The sequence below is a fragment of the Bacillus sp. SN1 genome, assembly GCF_002796895.1.
GTDB classification, from domain to species: domain Bacteria; phylum Bacillota; class Bacilli; order Bacillales; family Bacillaceae; genus Bacillus; species Bacillus inaquosorum.
In genome coordinates this window covers 158,734-180,592 of record NZ_PHIE01000006.1, presented here as the reverse complement: position 1 = coordinate 180,592, position 21,859 = coordinate 158,734, and the positions used below count along the sequence as shown (strand labels likewise).

Below are 21,859 nucleotides of genomic sequence, written 5' to 3'. Positions count from 1 at the left end.
TTGTTTTATTTTTTTGATCCTGCAAGAAGCTTCTCGGAAATGGCTTCACGGAGCGCTTTTTTACTGACTTTTCCTACCCCTGTCTGCGGAAAGGACTCAACAAATTCAATCCGGTCAGGGATTTTATATGCCGCCAGTCCGCGCTCTCTCAAAAACGCTTTGAGCTCTGCGGCTTTCGGAGCTTCATTCCGGGGAATAATGAACACACAAGATCTTTCGCCAAGAAATTGGTCAGGCATAGAGACCATTGCGGCATCATGGACAGCCGGATGCGCCAGCAGATGATTTTCCACCTCTTCAGCCGCCACTTTTTCTCCTCCGCGGTTAATTTGATCCTTCGCCCGGCCTTCAACGACGATATAGCCGTCTGATGTCAGTCTGACGATATCACCCGTGCGGTAAAAACCATCCTCAGTAAATGAAGCAGCGTTATGCTCTTCTGCCTTATAGTAACCCCGAATTGTATACGGTCCCCGTGTCAGCAGATGTCCTGTTTCACCAGGTTTTACGTCACGATCCTGATCATCCCAAACACGTACCTCATCATATGGGGACATCGGTTTTCCTTGGGTGTTGACAATGACCTCTTCAGGGTCATCCAATCTCGTATAATTGACGAGCCCCTCTGCCATTCCGAACACCTGCTGCAGCGTGCAGCCGAAAACAGCGTTTACCCTGCGCGCAGCTTCAGCACTGAACTTGGCGCCGCCAACCTGCAGCACTTGAAGGCTGGATAGATCGTCTTGGCGTGAGGATGCCGCATCCATCCATACCATCGCAAGGGGCGGAACAAGAGCGGTAATCGTGACTTGTTCCCGTTCAATCAAAGGAAATGCGTCATCAGGACTTGGAGAAGAAGATAACACCACTCTTCCTCCGGCGTATAATACGCCGAGAACCCCAGGCGAGCTGAGCGGATAATTGTGCGCCATCGGCAATGCTGCCAAGTACACCGTACTGTGGTCGAGCCAGCAAACCTCTGCACTCAGCTTCAGGCTGTAAATGTAGTCATCGTGCGTCCGCGGAATCAGTTTTGATAAGCCGGTGCTTCCACCAGAAAGCTGAAGGAACGCCACATCTGAAGATTTGACTTCAGGCAGTTTTACAGGTTTTGTATGCAAATCCTCCAGGGACAGAAATTCCTCTGCCTCACCTGCGACAATGACGTGTTTCAAAGACGGTAGCTTGCTTTGTACCTGTCTGGCGAGTGATCGGTAGTCAAAGCCGGAATAGGAGTCGGGAATGATATAAGCAGCCGCTTCAGCAAACTCGCAAAAATATGTAATTTCACTGCTTCGATGAGAAGGCAGTGCAAAGACCGGGAGCGCCCCCAGACGGAAGAGCGCAAAAATGACTTCAAAAAACTCTGCGATATTCGGCAGCTGCACCACGACACGATCCGTCTGTTTAATGCCGAGCTTCTGAAATCCGGCAGCCAGACGATCAACCCTCGTGTCAAGCTCTTGATAGCTCCAATGGGTGTTTCCGCAAGTAATTGCAATGCGATCGCCATGTTTGGCAGCCCGGTCCCTTAACAAATCTCCAAACGTCTCGCCGGCCCAGCAGCCGTTCTTTCGATATGTCTCAGCTAACTCATCAGGCCAAGGAGTAAATCCATTCAGCATGTTGTATCCCTCCAGCAATTCATTCTGATCATATGTGATTCACGCCCATTGCCCGCAGCATCGTCCGAAACTTCGCGGATGTCTCCTGAAGCTCGTCCTCAGCTTTTGATCCAGCAACAACACCGGCTCCGGCATACAGGCGAAGTAAGCGTTCTTCTGCCTCTGCGCAACGGATCGTCACGACCCATTCTCCGTCACCTGCATCGTCACACCAGCCGACCATGCCGGTAAAGAAACCGCGGTCAAACGGTTCAATGCTGAGAATCGCTTCTCTTGCAAGATCAGTCGGTGTTCCGCAGACGGCCGGCGTCGGGTGGAGCGCAGCCGCCAATTCCAGTGCGGTCACGGACGGATCGGAAAGCTCCCCCTTAATCACGCTGGACAGATGCCACATCGTCTCCGTTTTGATCAGTGAAGGCTTTTCCGGAACATCCAGCGTCCGGCAGAAAGGCCGTAGCGCTGCCGCAACCGCGTCAGCCACAACCGCGTGCTCATGGAGATCCTTTGCGGAAGAAAGCAATTCTTTTGCCCGGCGCTGGTCTTCAGCAGGATCGTCACTGCGAGGCCTTGATCCGGCTAATGGATTGGAAACAACCTGAGTGCCCATTCTTGAAACGAGAAGTTCCGGACTTGCACCGAGCAATGTTCGGCGGGAAGACGTTTCCGCTTCGCTGGACACGTCCGCGGCAAACGTGTAGCCGTGCGTGTTGTGCTGCGCCAGATGGCGAAGCAGTTCATCCGTCTGAATCGGTTCAGACGATGTCAAATGCAGTGATCTGGACAGGACGATCTTGCTGAGTGTCCCATCGGCAATGCGTGCCAGTCCTTGTTCCACACCATTTTTGTAATCCTCTGGTGCAGGAACAGGCTCTATGTGGTATGTATGCCCAGACTGCTGTTCCTTCTCCGCATGATCAAATTGAAGCGGTCCTGACCAGCTCACTTCTTCAGGAACAACGAGCCGAGCTGCTTTTACATGATCAAAAGGAACGGCACCGACAACAAGCGGACGGCTTTGCCCCGATTGCTTTGCTTGATTCAGCGTCTCTGCAATACGGCCGGAAAGGGTTTCTATTTGGTTTTGCCCGTCTGCCTCCGGTACGATTTCACTAATTCCTTTCGCTAACAGTACACGATGAGGAGAAGCTAAGAAAAAAGCACCCGGCTCATACTCATGAAGCAATTGCTCCGCTTTTGTTTGTGATATAACGTTTTGTTCCGACATTCTCATGAACCTCCTTTAAATTGAGTTACACGCCTAAGGTCGCGCCGCCATCTACGCATAAATTATGCATCGTAATATGCCCTGCCTGGCCAGAAACCAAAAAGAGCACAGCATTTGCAATATCTGAAGGCTGAGCCAGTTTTTTGAGCGGGATCCCTGTTTTAAATGTCTCAAGTGATCCTTTTATGACTTGCTCCGCTCCATTTTCATCGGCCCATAATGACCACTGCATGTCTGTTTCCGTTGATCCGGGAGACACAATATTGCAGCGGATATTATATTCTGCAAGCTCCAGGCCAAGGCATTTCGTAAACATCACTGCCGCTGCCTTTGAAGAGGCATATGCCGCCATAGATGTCCTTGGCACCCCCGCAGCATTCGATCCGACCGTTACAATCGAACCCGATTTCCGGTCCATCATATATTTGCTGACTGAACGCGAGGAGTTAAAAACGCCGGTCGAATTCACTGAGAACGTGGCTTCCCATTCCTCATCGCTGAGTGAATGGATCAGTCCCGGGCGAAGGACACCCGCTACATTCACCAAAATATCGATCGGCCCCATTTCACGTTCGATGCGCGCCGTGATCCCGTCAATCGCTGCGCTGTCTCTTACATCCGCGGGAAAGGCTTCCGCATGGCAGCCTTCCGCTTTGAGGCTGCTCACAACCTTTTCCAGCTTTTCAGGATTATAATCAACTGCCGCAATGTGTGCGCCTTGACTGGCAAGCGTCCGTGCAACAGCTTCACCTATTCCTTGGGCAGCTCCTGTTATAAAAGCAATTTTGCCCTTTATACCCATTGCATTCATATCATCAATTCCTTTCTTCACTTCAGATGCCGAACGGACATCCAGCGAAAAAGACTGCTGCGCCTCAAAAAAAGCGCAATCTATTGATAATGATTATCATTATCAATTATAAAAATAATCATATCCAAATGTCATGTGACAGTCAAATATAATTTCAGTGACGTTTTTAGAACCAAGGCTGAGAATGTCTCAGCCCATTGAAATATGCGGTCCGTCAGGGTGAAGCGCAAAACGCAGCGCCCGGCTGACCAAAACAGGAAGAACCGAAATATGTCCTTCTCCTGAAAACTCGCAAAATTCTGCCCGTATGCCTTGTTCAGATAAAACGGCCAGCCTCTCGTAAAGCTCCCTCGCATTATCGTTCATCCGGCTTTTATGATGCTGCTCCAATTCTCCTGCTGCAAGCAGGATATTGATAGACTGATTGTTTTTCTTGAAGCAGGAGGCGAAATGGTCCGCTTTCTCGAGAATAAATGGTTTATTCCAATGAATCGACGGACTTCCCGCGACATACGTTTGAAACGCATCCGGCTTCGTTAACAGCACCTGCAGCACGAACAGCCCGCCAAGCGAGTGCCCAAAGATCGTTTGTCTGTTTCTGTCAATCTGGTAATCTCGTTCTATCTCCGGTTTTAGATCCTCCTCAATAAATCTGAAAAAGCCCTCTGCTCCGCCATGCTCCGGCCATTCTTTGCCGTCGGGCCTTACAGGAAGATTCGATTGAGCTGTTGGCATAGTAAAATCCCGGTGGCGCGCTGAGGAGAACGGCTCTGCCGTCGCATAGCCAATGCCCACGATCACAGCAGGGATCACCCCGGTTTTTTCAGGACGGCGCCCCTGTATTCGAACGGCTTCCGCCATCGTTCCGAAGACAGAATTGGCATCCAGCAGATAAATAACCGGATAACCAGCGGGCGGCGGAGGCGTACTCGGCTTCGAGATAAAAATTTGATAGGCACGGTTTTCATTTCGTGAAGACAACATACGCACTTCTGTACCAGGAATGGTAAATGCGTTTTGTGTCCCGCCTTTCACCCGGTCTGTTGTATTCTCATTCATGCAGTACGACATTCCTCTCCTTAAACTAAACCGCAATGTATGATAATGATTTTCACTATCAACTAGACAACTCAAATAATAGGTTTTCTTCCAGAGAAAGTCAACTTTTTCCCGAATAAAAAAGGCACCTTCATCAAATAAGGTACCTGAAGACTATCGATATGGAAATAAAAACCTACAAAAGATGCAGATGGTCCTGCTTGAAATAGAACCTTAATCCCATGTAAATCTTTGATTTTGCCAAGGATCGCCTCTCATGTGATAGCCGTTCTGCTCCCAAAAGCCGGGGTGATTTTCTTTCGTAAATTGGATGCCGCGCAGCCACTTGGCACTTTTCCAAAAATACAGATGCGGAAACACGCCCCGCAGCGGGAAGCCGTGTTCAGGCGTTAAAGGCTCGCCATGATGCGCATAAGCAAGAAGTGAAGTTTCTGCCAAAAAATCATCAAGCGGCAGATTGGTCGTCCAGCCCTCTTCCGCATGTAAAATGACGTAGCCCGCCTCTTCTTTTACACCCGCTTTTTCCGCTATATCACGAGCCCGCACGCCTTGCCACACATTATCAAGCCTTGACCAGCCAGTAACGCAATGAATGTCATTTTTCGATTCGTACTGAGGAAAGGCTTTGACATCTTCAAAGCTTAGCAGCATCGGATGGTCAACCAATCCGTATACTTGCAGATTCCATTTGGCCATATCTTTGTAATACGGGACATTTCCCGTATGAAGCACAGGAAATGAGGTTGTGACGTTTTGATTTGGCGGCACTCTCCCAGATTGGTCAGATTGTTTTGTTTTTCCGAAATACATATAGAACCCTCCTTTTTGTTAACCTAATTCCAATTTATGTTGACAATCCATTTGTACTTTATTACTCTATGATTGTGTATGTAAACCTAAGGGGGAACAACTATGAAACAACGTAAACTTCGTGCGGCAGATATGGCGCTGATCGGCATGTTCGCCGCACTTATGGCTGTCGGCGCCAACATTACATCAGTAGCACCCTTTTTACAAGTAGCCGGCATTCCGCTGTCGATGCAGCCGTTTTTCTGTCTCTTGGCAGCCTTGCTTCTCGGCAGCAAACGAGCAGGTATTGCCATGATTGTATATGCACTTGTCGGATTGGCCGGAGCGCCTGTTTTTGCTCAATTTTCAGCAGGCTTCGCACCGTTTGTGGGAAAAAGCGGCGGGTTTATTATCTCATACATCCCGGCAGCATTTGCAGCTGGATGGTTCTTAGAACGCAAAATTAAGCCAAGCAAAATCCGGTTTCTGATTGCTTCTCTTATCGGAACGGCCATCATGTATATCATCGGGACTACTTATATGTATCTTGCACTGAATCTGTGGATTCATACGCCGGTGAGATATGGTACGGCTTGGGGATTTATGACTTGGTTTATGGTAAAAGACACGGCGCTGGCTGTGATTCTGGCGTTTATCGCCCCTGCGATCTACCGCTCTATTCATAAAGCAACCGGCTTTAACCGAAATCACATATCGTCCACGTAAAAACCGTTCTATTGGACGTTTTTTTACCATAATGAGAAAAGGGCTCCCCAGTAAAGGGGAGCCTTTTTCCTATAAAACAAGCGCTGCAATCCAGCCAAAGATAACAAGCGGAATATTATAAAATATAAATGTCGGCACACAAGTGTCCCAAATGTGGTGATGCTGGCCGTCCGCACTCAAACCTGAAGTCGGCCCAAGTGTACTGTCGCTTGCAGGTGAACCGGCATCGCCAAGCGCAGCAGCCGCTCCGATAATCGCAATCGTTGCCATCGGGCTGAAACCGAGCTGCATGCATAGAGGCACAAAAATGGTTGTGATAACAGGAATCGTCGCAAAAGAAGAGCCGATTCCCATTGTAATTAACAAGCCGACAATGAGCATCAGCAATGCGCCCAATGACTGACTGTGTCCGATAAAACCAGCTGACGTTTTGACCAGTGACTCGACATCTCCGGTTTTCGTCAATACATTTGAAAATCCGGCTGCAACGAGCATAACGAAACCGATAAAGGCCATTAGGACCATTCCATCAGTAATTAGTGAGTCCGCTTCATCACGCTTCATCACACCGCTGACAAACAGAATAATCAGACCTGCCAGCGCCCCCATAATCATCCCTTCTACTCCCAAAGTCTGAGATAAGTAGAGCTGGACGCCGAGTGACACGACGATGGCAAGCACCGCGATAGCCAGGCTTTTTTTCGTATAAGGCGATGCTTCTGCACCTGAGATGTCTTTTGTTTCGTAATGTTTAGGTTTACGGAATACGATGACTGATAAAATAAGGCCGACAACCATACCTGCAACAGGGATGATCATTGCATATGGTATGTCAGCAAGCGGAACGTTTAACCCGGCATCCGCCATATTGTCCTTGAGCATCCCCTGGAAGATTTGGCCGAAACCGACCGGCAGTAAAATATAAGGCGCCGTTAAACCGAATGTAATCACACACGCAATCAGACGGCGGTCCATTTCAAGTTCATTAAAGATTTTCAAAAGCGGCGGAATCAGCACCGGAATAAATGCGATGTGAACCGGAACCACGTTTTGCGAAAAACAAGATACAATTAAAATAATCAGCACAATCAGAACTTTAGACAGTGCTTTTTTGCGAGAATCTTCTTTATTTCCGATTAATTTAACAGAGGCTTCCACCATTGCGTCCGGTAGACCCGTTTTCGTTAAAGCCGCAGCAAACGCGCCAAGCATGGCATAGCTGACTGCAACGGTGGCATTTCCGCCGAGTCCGTCCGTAAAAGCTTTAACCGTTTCGCCAAGACCGAGCCCGCCTGTTAACCCGCCGGCCAGAGCGCCTATAATTAATGCGATAACAATATTGACACGCAGCAGGCTTAAGACAAGCATAAGCAGCACCGCGATGACGACTGCATTCATGATACCCCTCCAAAAAATCCTTTAGTTTGCTAATGTAGTAGATAAATAAAGTACGAACGTATCGTATCATAATTGATACACTTTAGTCAACTAAAGATTTTGGAAGAAAAAATCCCTGCCGTATACTGCAGCAGGGATTCATCATTATTCGCTTTTATCTTCTTCCAATGTAAATCGTTCCGCCAGTGTGGCCAGTGTTCTGGCCATAACACCGGTGGCCCCGGACGGCCCGAAGCAGGTTGCTTTATTGGAAGTCGCAGTGCCCGCAATATCAAGATGCACCCAAGGTGTTGCTTCAGCAAATTCACCAAGAAACGTTCCTGCCATAATCGCATGTCCTTCGCGTCCCGGCGAATTGCTGAGATCCGCCATTTGGCTGCTTTTCACACGCTTTTTATCCTTCTCTGTTATTGGCAGCTGCCAGATCGCCTCGCCGCACTCTTCCGCAGCATCAGCTACCTGCTGATAAAAGCCTTGATCATTTGTCATAGCTCCTGTCGTTTCTGTTCCTAATGCCACAACGACACCGCCGGTAAGCGTAGCCACATCAACAAGAACTGAGGCGCCATGCTGTTTGGCGTATGTAATGCCATCAGCAAGCACAAGCCTTCCTTCAGCATCCGTATTGAGAATTTCAATTGTTTTTCCGCTTAATGATACGATCACATCATCAGGCTTCATCGCCCCTCCGGAGATCATGTTGTCGGTTGACGGAATGACAGCCAGCACGTTTTGCTCGGGACGAAGCTCTCCGATCGTTTCCATAGCTCCGAGAACCGCAGCTGCTCCTCCCATATCAGATTTCATGCCGACAATTCCAGATTTCGTTTTAATGGAGTAGCCGCCTGTGTCAAAGGTAATCCCTTTTCCGACAAGTCCGACGACGTCTTCCCAATCCTTTTTGCCCTGATACTTCAAAACAATCATTTTCGGCGGTTCGGAAGAGCCTTGGTTTACCGCAAGTATTCCGCCCATGCCGAGCTCTTCCATCTCTGACTTCTCCAATATCTCACACTCAAAATCATATTTCGCCGCAAGCTCCTCTGCATAAGAAGCGAGGTCAGTCGCTGTCAGCATATTTCCGGGCATATTCACAAGCGTTCTTGCCGAATTTGTCCCTTGCCCGTATGCCTGGCCGACGCGAAGTCCCGCCTGCACTTCCTGTGTATCTTCATCTGTGACGGCGTACACGGTTTCAATTTGTTTATCCGGCTCATTTGATTTGTGCTTATAATCCTGCACCTCATAGGAAGCAAGCAGGCAGCTCTCAGCTAAAGCATGAGCGGCATCGGCTGGAGGCACGTCTTCCGCAATAAATGTGTCAAGCAGGACAGCTGTTTCTTGTTTTCGGTCTTTATGAATGGCTTGAAAAACATGGGCAAACCGTTCCTTCGCCTGTTCAAACGAATAATTTGCTTCTCTTCCCAGACCAACGAAATAAATCCGTTTCATACCCGCAGAAGATGGAGGGAATACTTTTGATACTTGATTCGGTTTCGAAGAGACATCACCATCTTTCAAAAGCTGTGTCAGATGGCCTTCCAGCATCTCATCAATTTCCAATGCTTTGCCTGTCAGCTGGCTTTTTTGAAAAAGTCCGACCACAAGGGTTTCTGTATGCTCTAATTGCTGAACCGCATAAAACATAAGGCTTACACTCCTAACGTAATGGGTATTTGTAATGAACAATGGTATAATAGGAAAAACATTCTTTCCATTACACTTATTTTATCAAACAACAGTCTAAGACTTGCTTTTTTCTTTTGAAACACGAAGGATTTTTTAAATAGAAAGGATGTCGCCGATGGAACTTTTAACGAATTTTCCTTTATTATCAAGCCTGGCCGCGATTATTTTTGCTCAGGTCATCAAAGTGCCCATACAGTTTATCGTGTCCAGAAAACTGGACTGGTCGCTGGTCACAAGCACAGGCGGCATGCCGAGCTCTCACTCCGCAGCGGTCACTGCGCTTTCTACGGGCGTAGCCTTGGAGCATGGATTAGGCTCCTCTCTCTTTGCGGTTTCTGCCATTTTTGCCGTCATTACCATGTTTGACGCAACTGGCGTCAGACGTCACGCCGGTGAGCAGGCAACAGTCATCAATAAGCTTGTCGTTGATTTTAACCGCTTCGTACATGAAGCAAAGGACTTCCCGAAGGCCAAAGATAAAGAAAAGCAAAAAAAGCTGAAGGAGCTTCTCGGACATCAGCCGATCGAGGTCTTTTTCGGAGGCTTAACAGGTATTTTACTGACATTGATACTCGCTTACTTTTTCATGTAAAAAACGCTCCAGCAGTTGCTGGAGCGTTTTATTCTTTCACAGTTTTATATTGATTTCTGAACACCTGCAAAGACTTTGTTTCATTGAGCTTCTCAAGCTCATCCTCGGTGACCTTTCCCGTCCCCTTTTTAATCACATATACATCAAGGCTTTTTTTGCCCCATTCATTGTACACATCTTTGACGGTTTCAAAGTACAGATCAAGGCGGTTTCCCTTAATCGCTGATCCCGTGTCGGCCACAACTCCGAGACCATAGTTCGGGATAAATAAAATCGTGCCGATCGGGAAAACGGACGGATCAGCGGCAACCGTGGAGTATAAATCCCGTTTCACTTTCACACCTGAATATGTAAGCCCGTATAATGGATCGCCGGGCTTCTTTCCCGTCGATTCAACTCCTGCTGTGTAGCCTGTTGCGGTTACTCTTTGGACCGGATACTCGTCCCAGTCAAATGCTTCTTCTAACGGTTTTGTTTTATCCTTGGCCGCTGACATGGTTTGTGTTTTTTTCTGTTGCAATGCTTTTAATGTCAGTCCTGCATGCTTCAAGTGCTTTTCTTGATGTTCCTGCACCCATTTTGACAAGTCCTTCGCTTCGATTCCTGACACTGATAAAAATGTCGTGCCAAATGCAAGCAGAAATAAACAGGTCATCAGCAAACGTCTGATCATATTCAACATCATTCACCTCTCCTCCGGATCATTGTTCCCAATTGGAGAGAGCAATATTCAAAATGGTGAATGAGCTGAAAGCACAAAAAAAGCTTTCTTTTAGAAGAAAGCGGCATTTAAAACATTTGATATCCTCTTTTTCTGAGCATGTTGATCGCTATACCGGACACGATGGCGCCAGCCAAACCGCTGGCCAAAATCAGCACATCGGCAGCCGCTAATGATACGACACGATGAAACAGGCCGGCAAAGGATTCTCCCGGCGACTGGACATAGCTGATCAGCTTTTCCTTGCTGATAATGAAAAGGCATACAATCGGATAAATCACAGCCATAATCCAAGACATTCTCAGCAGCATGTTTAATAAGAAACCGATTCCAAAAAACAAGACAAAAAACAAAACAATTGAGATGATTACGACTGGCAGACTAATCAACCTATCCCACCCCCTGCGTTATTTTTAGTGTAACGCGGGGGCTGAAATAAAGTCAACGGCTGGAAAAAGAATGACTGTCTTTTCCTGTCCCCTGGCAAGACGGACAAGTCTCTGAACCGCCGAGGATCAATTGAAAATACCCTTTCCCTGAGCAAAATGGGCATGTATGCGAAGCGGTTGTCGTTGCAGTTTTCATCTGATCATCACCATTTTTCTTAATTTTCTGATAATATAACATATCGAGCTGTCAACAATAAAGTCAGATCATGTGACAAATCTTTTGATGTAAGCGGAAACATACTTGTTTTCCTCTTGTTCTCTTTTTATTTTGGCGTTTTTCAATAAAGAAAACCCGCTTCCGCGGGTTTTTAGAAAAACTTGAACTTGCCTTTTTTCAGCGTCAGTCCGAGTCCGCCGATCAAAAACAGCGAGCGGTTATCAATGACTTTTTTCATAAACGAAGCCGGCGTGCCTTTCAGCTTTCTGCCATAAACGACTCCAACCGCGTTATGCTCGCCAAGAGAAGCCACCGTTCCTTTAATGTCGGGCTTGAATTCCTCAAGCTCCCCGCCTTTAATGAGCCTGCCAATGTTTTTAGCAACCGTTATCCCCTGTTGCATCGCAATTTGCGCAGTCGGGGGATACGGGCGCTCTGTATCCTCATTCATAAACAGCGAGCTGTCACCGAGTATAAAGACGTTGTCATGTCCAGGTGCACGAAGATCCGGATTCACTTTGACCCGTCCGCGCATATTTTCAAAACCGGCTTCCTCCACAATCGGATGGCCGCGGACACCTGCCGCCCATACAACAGTTTGCGATTTGATCTGCTCTGGTTCTTCATCTTTTTTGCCGACTCTGACTCCTTCCGGTGTACATTCTTGCACAGCCGTTCCGATCTTAAACTCAATTCCGTTTTCCTCAAGATAATGAACCGCATAATCGACAAGCTCAGGATCAAATCCCGGCAAAACGGTCGGCGCCGCTTCCACACAAATAATGCGCACAAGACTCCTGTCAACGTCATATTCCTTGCAGAGCTCAGGCACGCGGGCTGCCAGCTCGCCAAGAAATTCAATCCCCGTAAATCCGGCTCCGCCTACAACAATGGTTAACCTGTCCGGCCGTTTTTCCGCTTCCGTATTGTAAGTCGCAAACTGCAGCTCAATATGTTCCCTCAGCAGGCGCGACGTGTTGATGTTGGCAATCGGAAACGCATATTCTTTCAAACCTTTAATGCCGAACGTTTCGGGCACAGCGCCGAGTCCGATGACTAAATAATCGTACTGCAGCTCTCCATTTGCAAGCACAACTTTTTTCTCATCTATTTTGATTGCCTTTACGGTATCCTGTACAAAATTGACCCGCGACTGGTTGATTACATCTTTTATCTGATAACGGCAGCGGTCATGGTGGAGCGTACCCGCGCTCGCTTCATGCATCCATGTCGTTTCATAATGATAATTGTGTTTATTCACAAGCGTAATATCAGCATCATTCGGCCCGACAAACTTTGTCAGCCTAGTTACCGTCATCAATCCGCCATATCCTGCACCTAAAATCACGATTTTGGGCTTATTCAATGCCATCACATCCACCTTCTCTTTTTTTGCTTTTGTTAGACGCATAATAAAATCATCATTTGTGTTAGCTTCAGCTTATTGGCGGGATTTTATGAAATATATTGAAAAGTTTTTTGTGAAGTCCTCACGCATAGCACTACTATCATATTTATCCGGCTGGCCCAAGAAACATTCAGAAAAAGATCAATTCATTTGGTTATCATCGTATCGGTCGGCGGAAATATTTTCAAGAACGGATGCGCACGCCATACACTTAGGATTTTTTCTGCTGACTCGTCAATTTAAACGGCAATATGGTATAATTAATAACAATTTTCATTTAGGAGGCAATTTTCGTATGCGAGAGGATACAAAGGTTTATGATATTACAATTATAGGCGGGGGACCGGTCGGCTTATTCACCGCTTTTTACGGAGGCATGAGACAGGCAAGCGTCAAAATTATCGAAAGCCTGCCTCAGCTCGGCGGACAGCTTAGCGCCCTTTACCCTGAGAAATATATATACGATGTAGCGGGCTTCCCGAAAATCCGCGCACAAGAACTTATCAATAACCTAAAAGAGCAAATGGCGAAATTCGACCAAACCATTTGTCTGGAGCAAGCGGTTGAATCTGTTGAGAAACAAGCGGACGGCGTGTTTAAGCTCGTGACAAATGAAGAAACCCACTATTCTAAAACAGTCATCATTACTGCAGGAAACGGCGCATTCAAACCGAGAAAGCTGGAACTTGAAAATGCCGAGCAGTATGAAGGCAAAAACCTTCACTACTTCGTTGACGATTTGCAAAAATTCGCCGGCAGACGCGTTGCGATCCTTGGCGGTGGAGATTCAGCAGTTGACTGGGCGCTTATGCTTGAACCAATCGCAAAAGAAGTATCCATCATTCACCGCCGCGATAAGTTCCGCGCGCACGAGCACAGTGTGGAAAACCTTCATGCGTCGAAGGTTAATGTCCTGACACCATTCGTCCCTGCGGAGCTGATCGGGGAAGACAAAATTGAACAGCTTGTGCTTGAAGAAGTGAAAGGCGATCGAAAAGAGATTTTAGAAATCGATGACTTAATCGTCAACTACGGTTTCGTTTCATCTCTTGGACCGATCAAAAACTGGGGTCTGGACATCGAGAAAAATTCCATTGTCGTGAAATCAACAATGGAAACAAACATCGAAGGCTTCTTTGCAGCAGGTGACATTTGCACATACGAAGGAAAAGTCAACCTGATTGCAAGCGGCTTCGGCGAGGCGCCGACAGCAGTGAACAACGCCAAAGCTTACATGGATCCGAAAGCCCGCGTACAGCCTCTTCACTCAACAAGTCTTTTTGAAAATAAATAATAAAAAAAGGAGTTTGTGTCAACGACACAGCTCCTTTTTTTATTTGAAGATATTTATATAATTCATCGCAGTTCCAAGAACCAGCGCAATCACAAGGGCTGCGACGATCCAGATCATTGCCATAATAATGCGGTCTTGGATCTTTTGGGATTTCGGTGTTCTTTCTTCGTTTTGCGTCATCTCATTCGCTCCTTTCACATGTCCATGTCATAAAGAAAGCCTGGTGCTGAACGACCAAGCTTTGCTGAACGTATATCATTCGCGTTTTGATCCGCTCTCTAAGACTTTTCGTTAAGACTATGATACCCAAACTCACTGAGCATGACAAGCTTCGGCACTTGTACATACGTGCCAGCAAATAATAATGTTTGACATCCTAAATAAAACAGAGTACATTATAGAAGGCGAACATTTCATATAATATCATTTTAAATATTCGTTTTTAGGAGTGAAAACCATGGAAAACGTATTTGATTACGAAGATATTCAGCTAATTCCTGCAAAATGCATTGTAAATAGCAGATCAGAATGTGATACATCCGTACGTTTAGGCGGACGTACATTTAAATTGCCCGTCGTCCCTGCCAATATGCAGACGATTATAGATGAAAAACTAGCGATTTCATTAGCCGAAAATGGCTACTTTTATGTGATGCACCGATTTGAAACTGAAAAACGGATTGATTTTATTAAAGATATGAACGCACGCGGATTATTCTCTTCTATCAGCGTGGGCGTCAAAGATGAGGAGTATGAATTTGTCCTCCAGCTGGCAAAAGAAAATCTGGCTCCTGAATACGTGACTATTGACATTGCTCACGGGCACTCAAATGCTGTCATTGAAATGATCCAGCACCTAAAAAAACATTTGCCGGACAGCTTTGTTATTGCTGGCAATGTCGGAACGCCGGAAGCGGTCAGAGAAATTGAAAATGCGGGAGCGGATGCCACTAAAGTCGGCATCGGACCGGGAAAAGTATGTATTACGAAAATCAAAACCGGCTTCGGCACAGGCGGCTGGCAATTAGCGGCGCTACGCTGGTGTGCCAAAGCAGCCAGCAAACCGATTATCGCGGATGGCGGCATCCGTACACATGGCGACATCGCAAAATCAATCAGATTTGGCGCAACGATGGTCATGATCGGTTCACTATTCGCCGGACACGAAGAATCTTCAGGCCAAACGATCGAAAAAGACGGAAAGCTCTACAAAGAGTACTTCGGCTCAGCCTCTGAATTCCAAAAAGGCGAAAAGAAAAATGTAGAAGGCAAAAAAATGCACGTGGCGCATAAAGGCTCAATCAAGGATACGCTGATTGAAATGGAACAGGATCTGCAATCTTCTATTTCTTATGCAGGCGGAACAAAGCTTGATGCGATCCGAAATGTGGATTATGTGATTGTGAAGAATTCGATTTTTAATGGGGATAAATATTAATAATACAAAAACGCCAAGTCAGCGGTTTTCCGCTTGACTTGGCGTTTACTGTTATTAGCACCTTCAGGCCCACTGGCATACGGAGGGTTTCATAAAAGTGGGCTTATATTTGCTTTTTGAATCTCTTTTCCATCAATTCTGCCATTTGTTTTGAATTTAGATTTCCTTCATTTTGTAATTCTTTAATGATGTTCGTATAATCCGTTTCATCTCGGTTCTGGCTTAATTTATATGCCACCTGAATGTCTCCTACCTTAATCTTAAATCCAACTATACCTTTCAATTCACTTTCTAAAAGAGTTGGAGAAAGTTTATCCCATAAAACTGGATTTTCTCGATGTTTTTCGTATTTTCCCAACATAATTGTTAATTCTTCAATTAATTCATCTTTCTCTAAAATGCTTGCTTTACCATACATGTGGACAGCCTGATAATTCCACGTCGGAACATTTTCGCGGGAATACCAAGAAGAAGAAATATAAGCGTGCGGTCCCTGAAACATCACAAGCACATCTTCACATGCTGCAAATGTTCTCCACTGAGGATTTCCATAAGCCATATGCCCAGTAATATAGCAATCATCACCTTTTTTATTGAATCCTAAGGGCAAATGAGTGGCAATTGGTTTCCCTTGTTTTGTTGTGACAATCGTGCCAAAAGAGTTATTTTGAACAAAATCAACAATTTCATCAACATTTGTGACCTTATAATACTTTGGAATATACATGTTAATCCCCATTTCAACAAGTTATAGGAGTGTTTTGGCCATGATATAGTCTATTTGTTCTTCATCGCCCATATAAAAAGAGTGAGCGCCGGTTTGAACAAACCCCATTTTCTTATAAAAAGCAATGGCATTTTCATTTTTTTCCCATACACCCAGCCAGACTTTCTTTTTATTACGTTCCAAGGCAATTTCCATAGCTTTGTTTAATAGATGTTTGCCAAGCCCATGTTTTTGAAATTTGTTCTTTATATAAATCCTCTCTATTTCAAGTGATTCTTTACCCATTTCTTCAGACTGAGCATCATCGGTGTTGATCTTTAAATATCCAGCGACTTCATGATTAAAATAAACAAAAAAGAACTGCGAAGAAGTATTGGATAATTCCTTTTCCAACTGTTTAGCGTTAAATGCACTTTCCAAATAGGCTTTCATATTTTCAGGTGAATTCTGGTCTTTAAATGTATCATTGAATGTTTCAATACTAATTTCTTGAAGTATTTTTAAGTCTTCTTGGCTGCACTTTTTTATATTTATGGTCATTTATGTCGCTCCTTTATATAATCAATAATTTCTCGTGTTTTTCTAAATTTCCAGTCCTTTTCTATACTTTTTCTTTTTATAAATGGAAATACATTTTTCCTTTCTCTGTTGGAAAAAGTTTTTTGTTCGATCTACCTTTATCCTTTCGGCTAACTTTTTCATGAGGATTCCTGGGTTTGTACATATTCGGACAAGGTACAGATACGGCCCTTGCTGCCACTTCAATTTCATGAAGAATCTCCCTCACATGTATTTTTTGTTGCAAATACAATAAAAATACCGTACGTTAAATATAACCCAACTTTGTTGCATTTACAATATAAATGAAGATGAAGGAGGCCGCGTAAAGTGAATTTTGTCTATTTAAGCCATAATAAAAACGCCTCCCTTAACGATGGTTTATCGCTAAGAAAAGCGTCATGAACAATCTAACGGTTACTCGTAGGATGCAATCACGCAATCCTCCAAAACTGGTGAGATGATCGATTCATATCTCGAAATATCGGGGCGCCTAGCACTCTTCAGGCTTACCTGCATTCGTTGCTGTTCTAAAAGAAGAACCGCAGCCGCATGAGGCGATGGCGTTTGGATTGTCGATGGTGAAGCCGCCGCCGAGCATGGATTGTTTATAGTCAATCACAGTGCCGTTCATGATATCAAGGCTTTCTTTGTCAACAAGAACCGTGATGCCATGCTGATCAAACATACTGTCTTTTTCGCCCTTTTCATGCTCAAAGCCCATGCCGTAAGAAAGACCGCTGCAGCCGCCGCCTTTGACGCCGACACGCAGAAACGCGTTTTCTTCTTCATGCTCTTTCATCATATCTTTTATATGCAAAGCTGCTGCTTCTGTTATTGTTACCGGGTTGCTCATCTTTGTGAACCTCCTTTTAAAAACCGGATGTTGTCTTTTATTATAAACATGATCGGTTCAATTCTCAAACAAGGTGTTTTACAAAAAATAGACACCTTCACAAACGGTCTCAGCCGGCCCTGTCATCATCACATGGCCGTTGTCCTTCCAGTTAATCACCAAGTCTCCGCCTGCTAAATGCACCGTGATGTCTTGATTTCGTTTTGATACGCCGTTTAACACTGATGCGACCGCCGCTGCACACGCTCCTGTCCCGCATGCCTGAGTAATGCCTGATCCCCGTTCCCAGACGCGGAAATGCAGTTCATGTTCATTCACGGTTTCGACGAATTCCACATTGATGCCTTCCGGAAATCTCGGATCTTTCTCAATCACCGGTCCCAGTGTCGTCAGGGGTGCCTGTTCAATGTCAGCGATCGGAAAAACGATATGCGGATTTCCCATTGAAACAGCAGTGCCTGTTAGTTCGGCTTCACCAAACGTCATCGTTTGATTGATCGTGTGCTCTTTCCCGCCGCCAAGCATTGGCAGCTCGGCTTTTGTCAGGCGCGGTTCGCCCATATCGACAGTGACAACATTCACTTTTCCGTTTTCAGCTTGAACCTCCGCTTTCACTAGCCCGGAGAGGGTTTCAATCAGAAAAGATGTTTCCTCAACCAGCTTATGCTCATATGCGTATTTTGCGACGCAGCGCAGGCCGTTGCCGCAGTTTTTCCCTTCAGACCCATCATTATTAAAAATCCGCATTTTGACAGGCGCTTGATCTGAAGGGCATATCAGGATCATTCCGTCAGAACCGATCCCTGTATAAACAGAAGAAACCTGAACGGCAATCTCAGACAGTTTTTCTTCCGGCAGCTGTTCTTCAAATTGATTCACATAGATATAGCTGTTTCCCAGGCCGTGCATTTTGGTAAATCGAAATGAGTTCATAGGTGCCTCCAACTTTTTTTCTTTTACTTAGTATAAAAGCTATTATAAACGGACACAATACAATTATCCCCCGTTTTTCATACATAAAAGCTCCTTGCACTGACGCAAGGAGCTTTTATCGTTTATATAAACATGCCAGCAATGGCTGCGCTGAGCAGATTGGCTAATGTTCCCGCTAGAACAGCCTTCAAGCCAAGGCGTGCGATATCTGAACGGCGGCTCGGCGCTAAACCGCCAAGCGTACCGAGCATAATCGCAATTGATGAAAAATTGGCGAATCCGCATAATGCGAAACTGATAATGGTAGCGGTTTTCTTAGAAAACTCGCCGATGTGCGGACCGAAGTTAGAATAAGCAACAAACTCATTCAGCACCAATTTCTGGCCGATATAACTTCCTGCCTGCAACGCTTCATGCCAAGGCACGCCAATCAAAAAGGCAATTGGAGAAAACACATAGCCGAGGATAGATTCTAATGTGACGCCTTTTAAGCCGAACAAGCTGAAAACTCCGCCAAGAATACCGTTTACTACGGCGATTAATGCAACGAACGCAAGCAGCATCGCTCCAACGTTTAAAGCAATTTGCAGGCCTGTTGACGCTCCCTTTGCAGCTGCGTCAATGACATTGGCTGCGCCTTCGCCTTCATCCATTTTGAAATCGCTTTTTACGGTTTGGGGCTTTTCCGTTTCGGGTATAATCAATTTACCGAAGACAAGACCCGCGGGAGCAGCCATAAAGCTGGCCGCAAGCAAGTATTCAATCGGAATACCGAGAAGCGCGTACCCAAACAAGGTTGAACCCGCAACAGCCGATAGACCGCTCGTCATAATCGTGAACAATTCAGAGCGCGTCAGCCCTGCAATAAGGGGTCTGATCACTAACGGAGATTCAGATTGTCCTACAAAAATATTAGCAGCAGCTGCAAGAGATTCCGTTTTGCTTGTCCCAAGGAGCTTCGACAACCCGCCGCCAATGACACGGAAAATGAGCTGCATGATTTTTAAATGATATAAAACGGCGATCAGTGCTGAGAAGAAAATGATAACGGGCAGTACACTTAATGCAAATGCCGGACTGTCACCGACTTTCAGAAGCGGTCCAAAAATAAAACTGATGCCTTCATTCGCATAATCAATCAGAAGCTGTACACGGCTTGAAAACCATAAAAAAACAGCGCGTCCTGCTTCCCATTTCAACACGATGTATCCAAACGCCACCTGTGTGCATAAACCAATGATGACGGTTCTTATCTTAATATTGCTTTTCTTTTCTGAAAATAAAAACGCGATAGCAATGATCGCAACTGCGCCGAGCAGTCCCCACAGAACACTCATGAATACACCTACACCTCTTAACATTTTATTTAAAAAAATATCTTTTATACGATAACAATAATATTTTTTGATGTCTACACATTTTTTAGTTCTTTTGTATGACAAAATAAAAAAGGGCCTGGACAGGCCCTTTTCTTCAAAACATTGGATTTTCTTCAATAAATGTATATATATTCTCAACAAGCTCAGCAGGCGTTTCACCCATGACGACTTCTCCGTTTACAAGAGCGAAAAGCGACTCCATGCATGTCCCGCAGTAGCTTAAGCAGCCGTATTCGAGAACATCCAGGTTTGGGTCCTTCTCCAAAATCGCCCGGGCTTCCTGAGAGCCGTGAGCCAGATTGCTGACACAAAATTCAATCATTGGATTCATGCGGTTTCACCTCACATATGTCCATTATCGCGAATTTTTTACCATTCGTCAAAGATAACAGATTCATCAAAATTTATTATCGTAACATATCATTCCTCAAATAACGTTTTACTAATTTGTGATTAAAGGCTAATTTGTAGGTTATTTTGAAACTATTATTGTGATTTTAGATCAAATTCGATATAATTCTAGATGTTATTTTACATAGTTCGTATTTTCTTCAATGTGTCTATCATACTCTTCGGATTAAAGGGGAATTCAAATGAAAAAATTGGTCTTGATCGGCGGAGGTTACGGGAACATGCGTGTTCTTCATCGCTTATTGCCAAACCAGCTGCCTGATGATGTTTCAATCACGTTAATTGACAGAAATCCTTATCACTGCTTGAAAACAGAATATTATGCCCTTGCCGCAGGCACAATTTCTGACCATCATATCAGAGTGTCATTCCCAGAGCACCCTCGCCTGGATGTCCAATACGGTGATATCTCATCAATTGATATTGCACAAAAACAAGTGCTGTTCCAAGATCGTGAACCGATTTCTTACGATGACGCCGTGATCGGGCTCGGCTGTGAGGATAAATATCACAACGTGCCGGGAGCGCCTGAATTCACCTACAGCATTCAAACCATCGACCAGTCCCGCGAAACCTATCAAAAGCTGAATAACCTGAGCGCTAATGCCACTGTCGCCATTGTCGGAGCGGGCCTTAGCGGCGTTGAGCTTGCAAGTGAATTGAGAGAAAGCCGTGATGACCTGAACATTATTTTGTTCGACCGCGGCAATCTCATTTTATCAAGCTTTCCCGAGCGCTTGAGCAAATATGTGCAAAAATGGTTCGAAGAGCACGGTGTCCGCATCATTAATAGGGCAAATATCACTAAAGTAGAAGAAGGCATTGTGTATAACCACGATGATCCGATTTCTGCAGATGCCATTGTATGGACAGCCGGCATCCAGCCCAACAAAGTCGTCAGAGACTTAGATGTGGAGAAGGACGCACAAGGGCGTATCGTATTAACGCCTCATCACAATATTCCTGGTGATGAACATCTGTACGTAGTCGGCGATTGCGCCAGCCTTCCTCATGCACCGAGCGCCCAGCTGGCAGAGGCTCAAGCAGAGCAGATTGTCCAAATCTTGCAAAAACGCTGGAATGGAGAAGCCCTTCCAGAATCAATGCCGCAGTTCAAGCTGAAAGGCGTTCTCGGTTCACTCGGTAAAAAAGCCGGCTTCGGTCTTGTTGCTGACCGCCCGCTGATCGGCCGTGTTCCGCGTATGCTGAAATCCGGCTTGCTGTGGATGTACAAACACCATAACGGTTAATGATAGAGAAGAACCGCTGATCATATCAGCGGTTTTCTGCATACCCATGCTTCTCCATTTCCTCATAAACGTCTTTTAATTTCGGATTGCCTTCACCGACAATTTTGTCTGCTACGAGCACAAGCGGATAAAAATACTCGTCATTTCTGATTTTCTCCGCAAGCTCTTTCGCATGTTCATTGTCAGGCGGCTCATGAATATCGATGTATTGCATCATAAAAGGCTGATTTGGATATTTTCTTTTCAGCGCTGCCTCAAGCCATTCGTATGTATCCTTGGCCGTCGGCATATTGACACAGCTTGCACAAATGGTTTCTGCCCCGTACACGCTGAGCATGACTGGTTTTGTCACTGATAAACCCTC

Annotated in this window: 24 protein-coding genes and 1 pseudogene; 5 read left to right on the top strand and 20 right to left on the bottom strand. The window is 45.5% G+C overall.

Translation table 11 applies throughout. From position 1 onward, the window contains the following. Positions 1-5: 5 nt before the first annotated feature. The 5 genes from CVV77_RS19030 to CVV77_RS19010 all read right to left on the bottom strand — a co-directional run bounded on the left by CVV77_RS19030 (position 6) and on the right by CVV77_RS19010 (position 5,530). Complete coding sequence (locus tag CVV77_RS19030) at positions 6-1,625, bottom strand: (2,3-dihydroxybenzoyl)adenylate synthase (RefSeq protein ID WP_100276216.1); 1,620 nt, start codon at positions 1,623-1,625, stop codon at positions 6-8. A 28-nt stretch (positions 1,626-1,653) separates the two neighbouring features. Next, entirely contained in the window at positions 1,654-2,850 is a 1,197-nt protein-coding gene (gene dhbC, locus CVV77_RS19025; protein ID WP_100276215.1) for an isochorismate synthase DhbC, read from the bottom strand. A 25-nt stretch (positions 2,851-2,875) separates the two neighbouring features. Then, on the bottom strand, positions 2,876-3,661 hold the full coding sequence (locus CVV77_RS19020; RefSeq protein WP_019259353.1) for a 2,3-dihydro-2,3-dihydroxybenzoate dehydrogenase: 786 nt from the start codon (positions 3,659-3,661) through the stop codon (positions 2,876-2,878). A gap of 189 nt (positions 3,662-3,850) precedes the next feature. Next, positions 3,851-4,720, bottom strand: a complete 870-nt coding sequence (gene besA / locus CVV77_RS19015; protein WP_019259354.1) for a ferri-bacillibactin esterase BesA — start codon at positions 4,718-4,720, stop codon at positions 3,851-3,853. 213 nt (positions 4,721-4,933) lie between these two features. Further along, positions 4,934-5,530 (bottom strand): sulfite oxidase-like oxidoreductase, encoded by a 597-nt coding sequence (locus CVV77_RS19010; protein ID WP_100276214.1) that lies wholly within the window; start codon positions 5,528-5,530, stop codon positions 4,934-4,936. Positions 5,531-5,632: 102 nt separating this feature from the next. Here CVV77_RS19010 and CVV77_RS19005 point away from each other — a divergent pair, with 102 nt between their 5' ends. Beyond that, on the top strand, positions 5,633-6,235 hold the full coding sequence (locus CVV77_RS19005; protein ID WP_084991288.1) for a biotin transporter BioY: 603 nt from the start codon (positions 5,633-5,635) through the stop codon (positions 6,233-6,235). Positions 6,236-6,304: 69 nt separating this feature from the next. Here the strand turns inward: CVV77_RS19005 and CVV77_RS19000 are convergent, their stop codons facing one another. Together CVV77_RS19000 and CVV77_RS18995 are read right to left on the bottom strand one after the other, a co-directional pair. Beyond that, positions 6,305-7,633: a Na+/H+ antiporter family protein gene (locus tag CVV77_RS19000; RefSeq protein WP_100276213.1), complete on the bottom strand. Its 1,329-nt coding sequence runs from the start codon at positions 7,631-7,633 to the stop codon at positions 6,305-6,307. Positions 7,634-7,777: 144 nt separating this feature from the next. Beyond that, positions 7,778-9,280 (bottom strand): leucyl aminopeptidase, encoded by a 1,503-nt coding sequence (locus CVV77_RS18995; RefSeq protein ID WP_100276212.1) that lies wholly within the window; start codon positions 9,278-9,280, stop codon positions 7,778-7,780. A 157-nt stretch (positions 9,281-9,437) separates the two neighbouring features. On the opposite strand from CVV77_RS18995, the gene CVV77_RS18990 reads away from it, so the two are divergent. Next, complete coding sequence (locus CVV77_RS18990) at positions 9,438-9,914, top strand: divergent PAP2 family protein (RefSeq protein WP_003240980.1); 477 nt, start codon at positions 9,438-9,440, stop codon at positions 9,912-9,914. A 28-nt stretch (positions 9,915-9,942) separates the two neighbouring features. On the opposite strand, the gene spsC is transcribed toward CVV77_RS18990, so the two are convergent. From spsC to CVV77_RS18970, 4 genes are all read right to left on the bottom strand, one after another. Then, complete coding sequence (gene spsC, locus CVV77_RS18985; RefSeq protein ID WP_100276211.1) at positions 9,943-10,599, bottom strand: stationary phase survival protein SpsC; 657 nt, start codon at positions 10,597-10,599, stop codon at positions 9,943-9,945. A gap of 104 nt (positions 10,600-10,703) precedes the next feature. Next, positions 10,704-11,024: a YuiB family protein gene (locus tag CVV77_RS18980; RefSeq protein ID WP_003240977.1), complete on the bottom strand. Its 321-nt coding sequence runs from the start codon at positions 11,022-11,024 to the stop codon at positions 10,704-10,706. A 52-nt stretch (positions 11,025-11,076) separates the two neighbouring features. Continuing rightward, on the bottom strand, positions 11,077-11,220 hold the full coding sequence (locus CVV77_RS18975) for a YuiA family protein (protein ID WP_019259359.1): 144 nt from the start codon (positions 11,218-11,220) through the stop codon (positions 11,077-11,079). A 172-nt stretch (positions 11,221-11,392) separates the two neighbouring features. Then, positions 11,393-12,613, bottom strand: coding sequence for an NAD(P)/FAD-dependent oxidoreductase (locus CVV77_RS18970; RefSeq protein WP_100276210.1), 1,221 nt, complete (start codon positions 12,611-12,613; stop codon positions 11,393-11,395). Between the two features lie 331 nt (positions 12,614-12,944). On the opposite strand from CVV77_RS18970, the gene yumC reads away from it, so the two are divergent. Further along, positions 12,945-13,943 (top strand): ferredoxin--NADP reductase 2, encoded by a 999-nt coding sequence (gene yumC / locus CVV77_RS18965; RefSeq protein ID WP_003220618.1) that lies wholly within the window; start codon positions 12,945-12,947, stop codon positions 13,941-13,943. Between the two features lie 39 nt (positions 13,944-13,982). Here yumC and CVV77_RS18960 read toward each other — a convergent pair whose 3' ends face one another. Continuing rightward, positions 13,983-14,123 (bottom strand): hypothetical protein, encoded by a 141-nt coding sequence (locus CVV77_RS18960; protein ID WP_100276209.1) that lies wholly within the window; start codon positions 14,121-14,123, stop codon positions 13,983-13,985. Positions 14,124-14,400: 277 nt separating this feature from the next. On the opposite strand from CVV77_RS18960, the gene guaC reads away from it, so the two are divergent. After that, positions 14,401-15,381 (top strand): GMP reductase, encoded by a 981-nt coding sequence (gene guaC, locus CVV77_RS18955; protein WP_100276208.1) that lies wholly within the window; start codon positions 14,401-14,403, stop codon positions 15,379-15,381. Positions 15,382-15,484: 103 nt separating this feature from the next. Here guaC and CVV77_RS18950 read toward each other — a convergent pair whose 3' ends face one another. From CVV77_RS18950 to CVV77_RS18920, 7 genes and pseudogenes are all read right to left on the bottom strand, one after another. Next, the gene (locus tag CVV77_RS18950) at positions 15,485-16,108 is read right to left on the bottom strand and encodes an FMN-binding negative transcriptional regulator (RefSeq protein ID WP_100276207.1); all 624 of its coding nucleotides are present in this window, start codon (positions 16,106-16,108) and stop codon (positions 15,485-15,487) included. A gap of 21 nt (positions 16,109-16,129) precedes the next feature. Further along, positions 16,130-16,648, bottom strand: a complete 519-nt coding sequence (gene paiA / locus CVV77_RS18945; RefSeq protein ID WP_019259363.1) for a spermidine/spermine N(1)-acetyltransferase — start codon at positions 16,646-16,648, stop codon at positions 16,130-16,132. A 123-nt stretch (positions 16,649-16,771) separates the two neighbouring features. Beyond that, a pseudogene (locus tag CVV77_RS18940) lies at positions 16,772-16,858 on the bottom strand (MarR family transcriptional regulator); the annotation flags it as partial. A gap of 301 nt (positions 16,859-17,159) precedes the next feature. Beyond that, positions 17,160-17,522 (bottom strand): HesB/IscA family protein, encoded by a 363-nt coding sequence (locus tag CVV77_RS18935; RefSeq protein ID WP_019259365.1) that lies wholly within the window; start codon positions 17,520-17,522, stop codon positions 17,160-17,162. A gap of 78 nt (positions 17,523-17,600) precedes the next feature. After that, a complete protein-coding gene (dapF, locus tag CVV77_RS18930; protein ID WP_100276206.1) occupies positions 17,601-18,455 on the bottom strand; it encodes a diaminopimelate epimerase in 855 nt (284 codons plus the stop codon). Between the two features lie 122 nt (positions 18,456-18,577). Next, on the bottom strand, positions 18,578-19,792 hold the full coding sequence (locus CVV77_RS18925; RefSeq protein ID WP_019259367.1) for a NupC/NupG family nucleoside CNT transporter: 1,215 nt from the start codon (positions 19,790-19,792) through the stop codon (positions 18,578-18,580). Positions 19,793-19,928: 136 nt separating this feature from the next. Further along, complete coding sequence (locus tag CVV77_RS18920) at positions 19,929-20,165, bottom strand: YuzB family protein (protein ID WP_003222913.1); 237 nt, start codon at positions 20,163-20,165, stop codon at positions 19,929-19,931. Between the two features lie 262 nt (positions 20,166-20,427). Between CVV77_RS18920 and CVV77_RS18915 the strand changes: the two genes are divergently transcribed. Next, complete coding sequence (locus CVV77_RS18915) at positions 20,428-21,495, top strand: NAD(P)/FAD-dependent oxidoreductase (protein WP_003240960.1); 1,068 nt, start codon at positions 20,428-20,430, stop codon at positions 21,493-21,495. Between the two features lie 25 nt (positions 21,496-21,520). On the opposite strand, the gene CVV77_RS18910 is transcribed toward CVV77_RS18915, so the two are convergent. Further along, complete coding sequence (locus tag CVV77_RS18910) at positions 21,521-21,847, bottom strand: YuzD family protein (RefSeq protein ID WP_100276205.1); 327 nt, start codon at positions 21,845-21,847, stop codon at positions 21,521-21,523. Positions 21,848-21,859 lie beyond the last annotated feature (12 nt).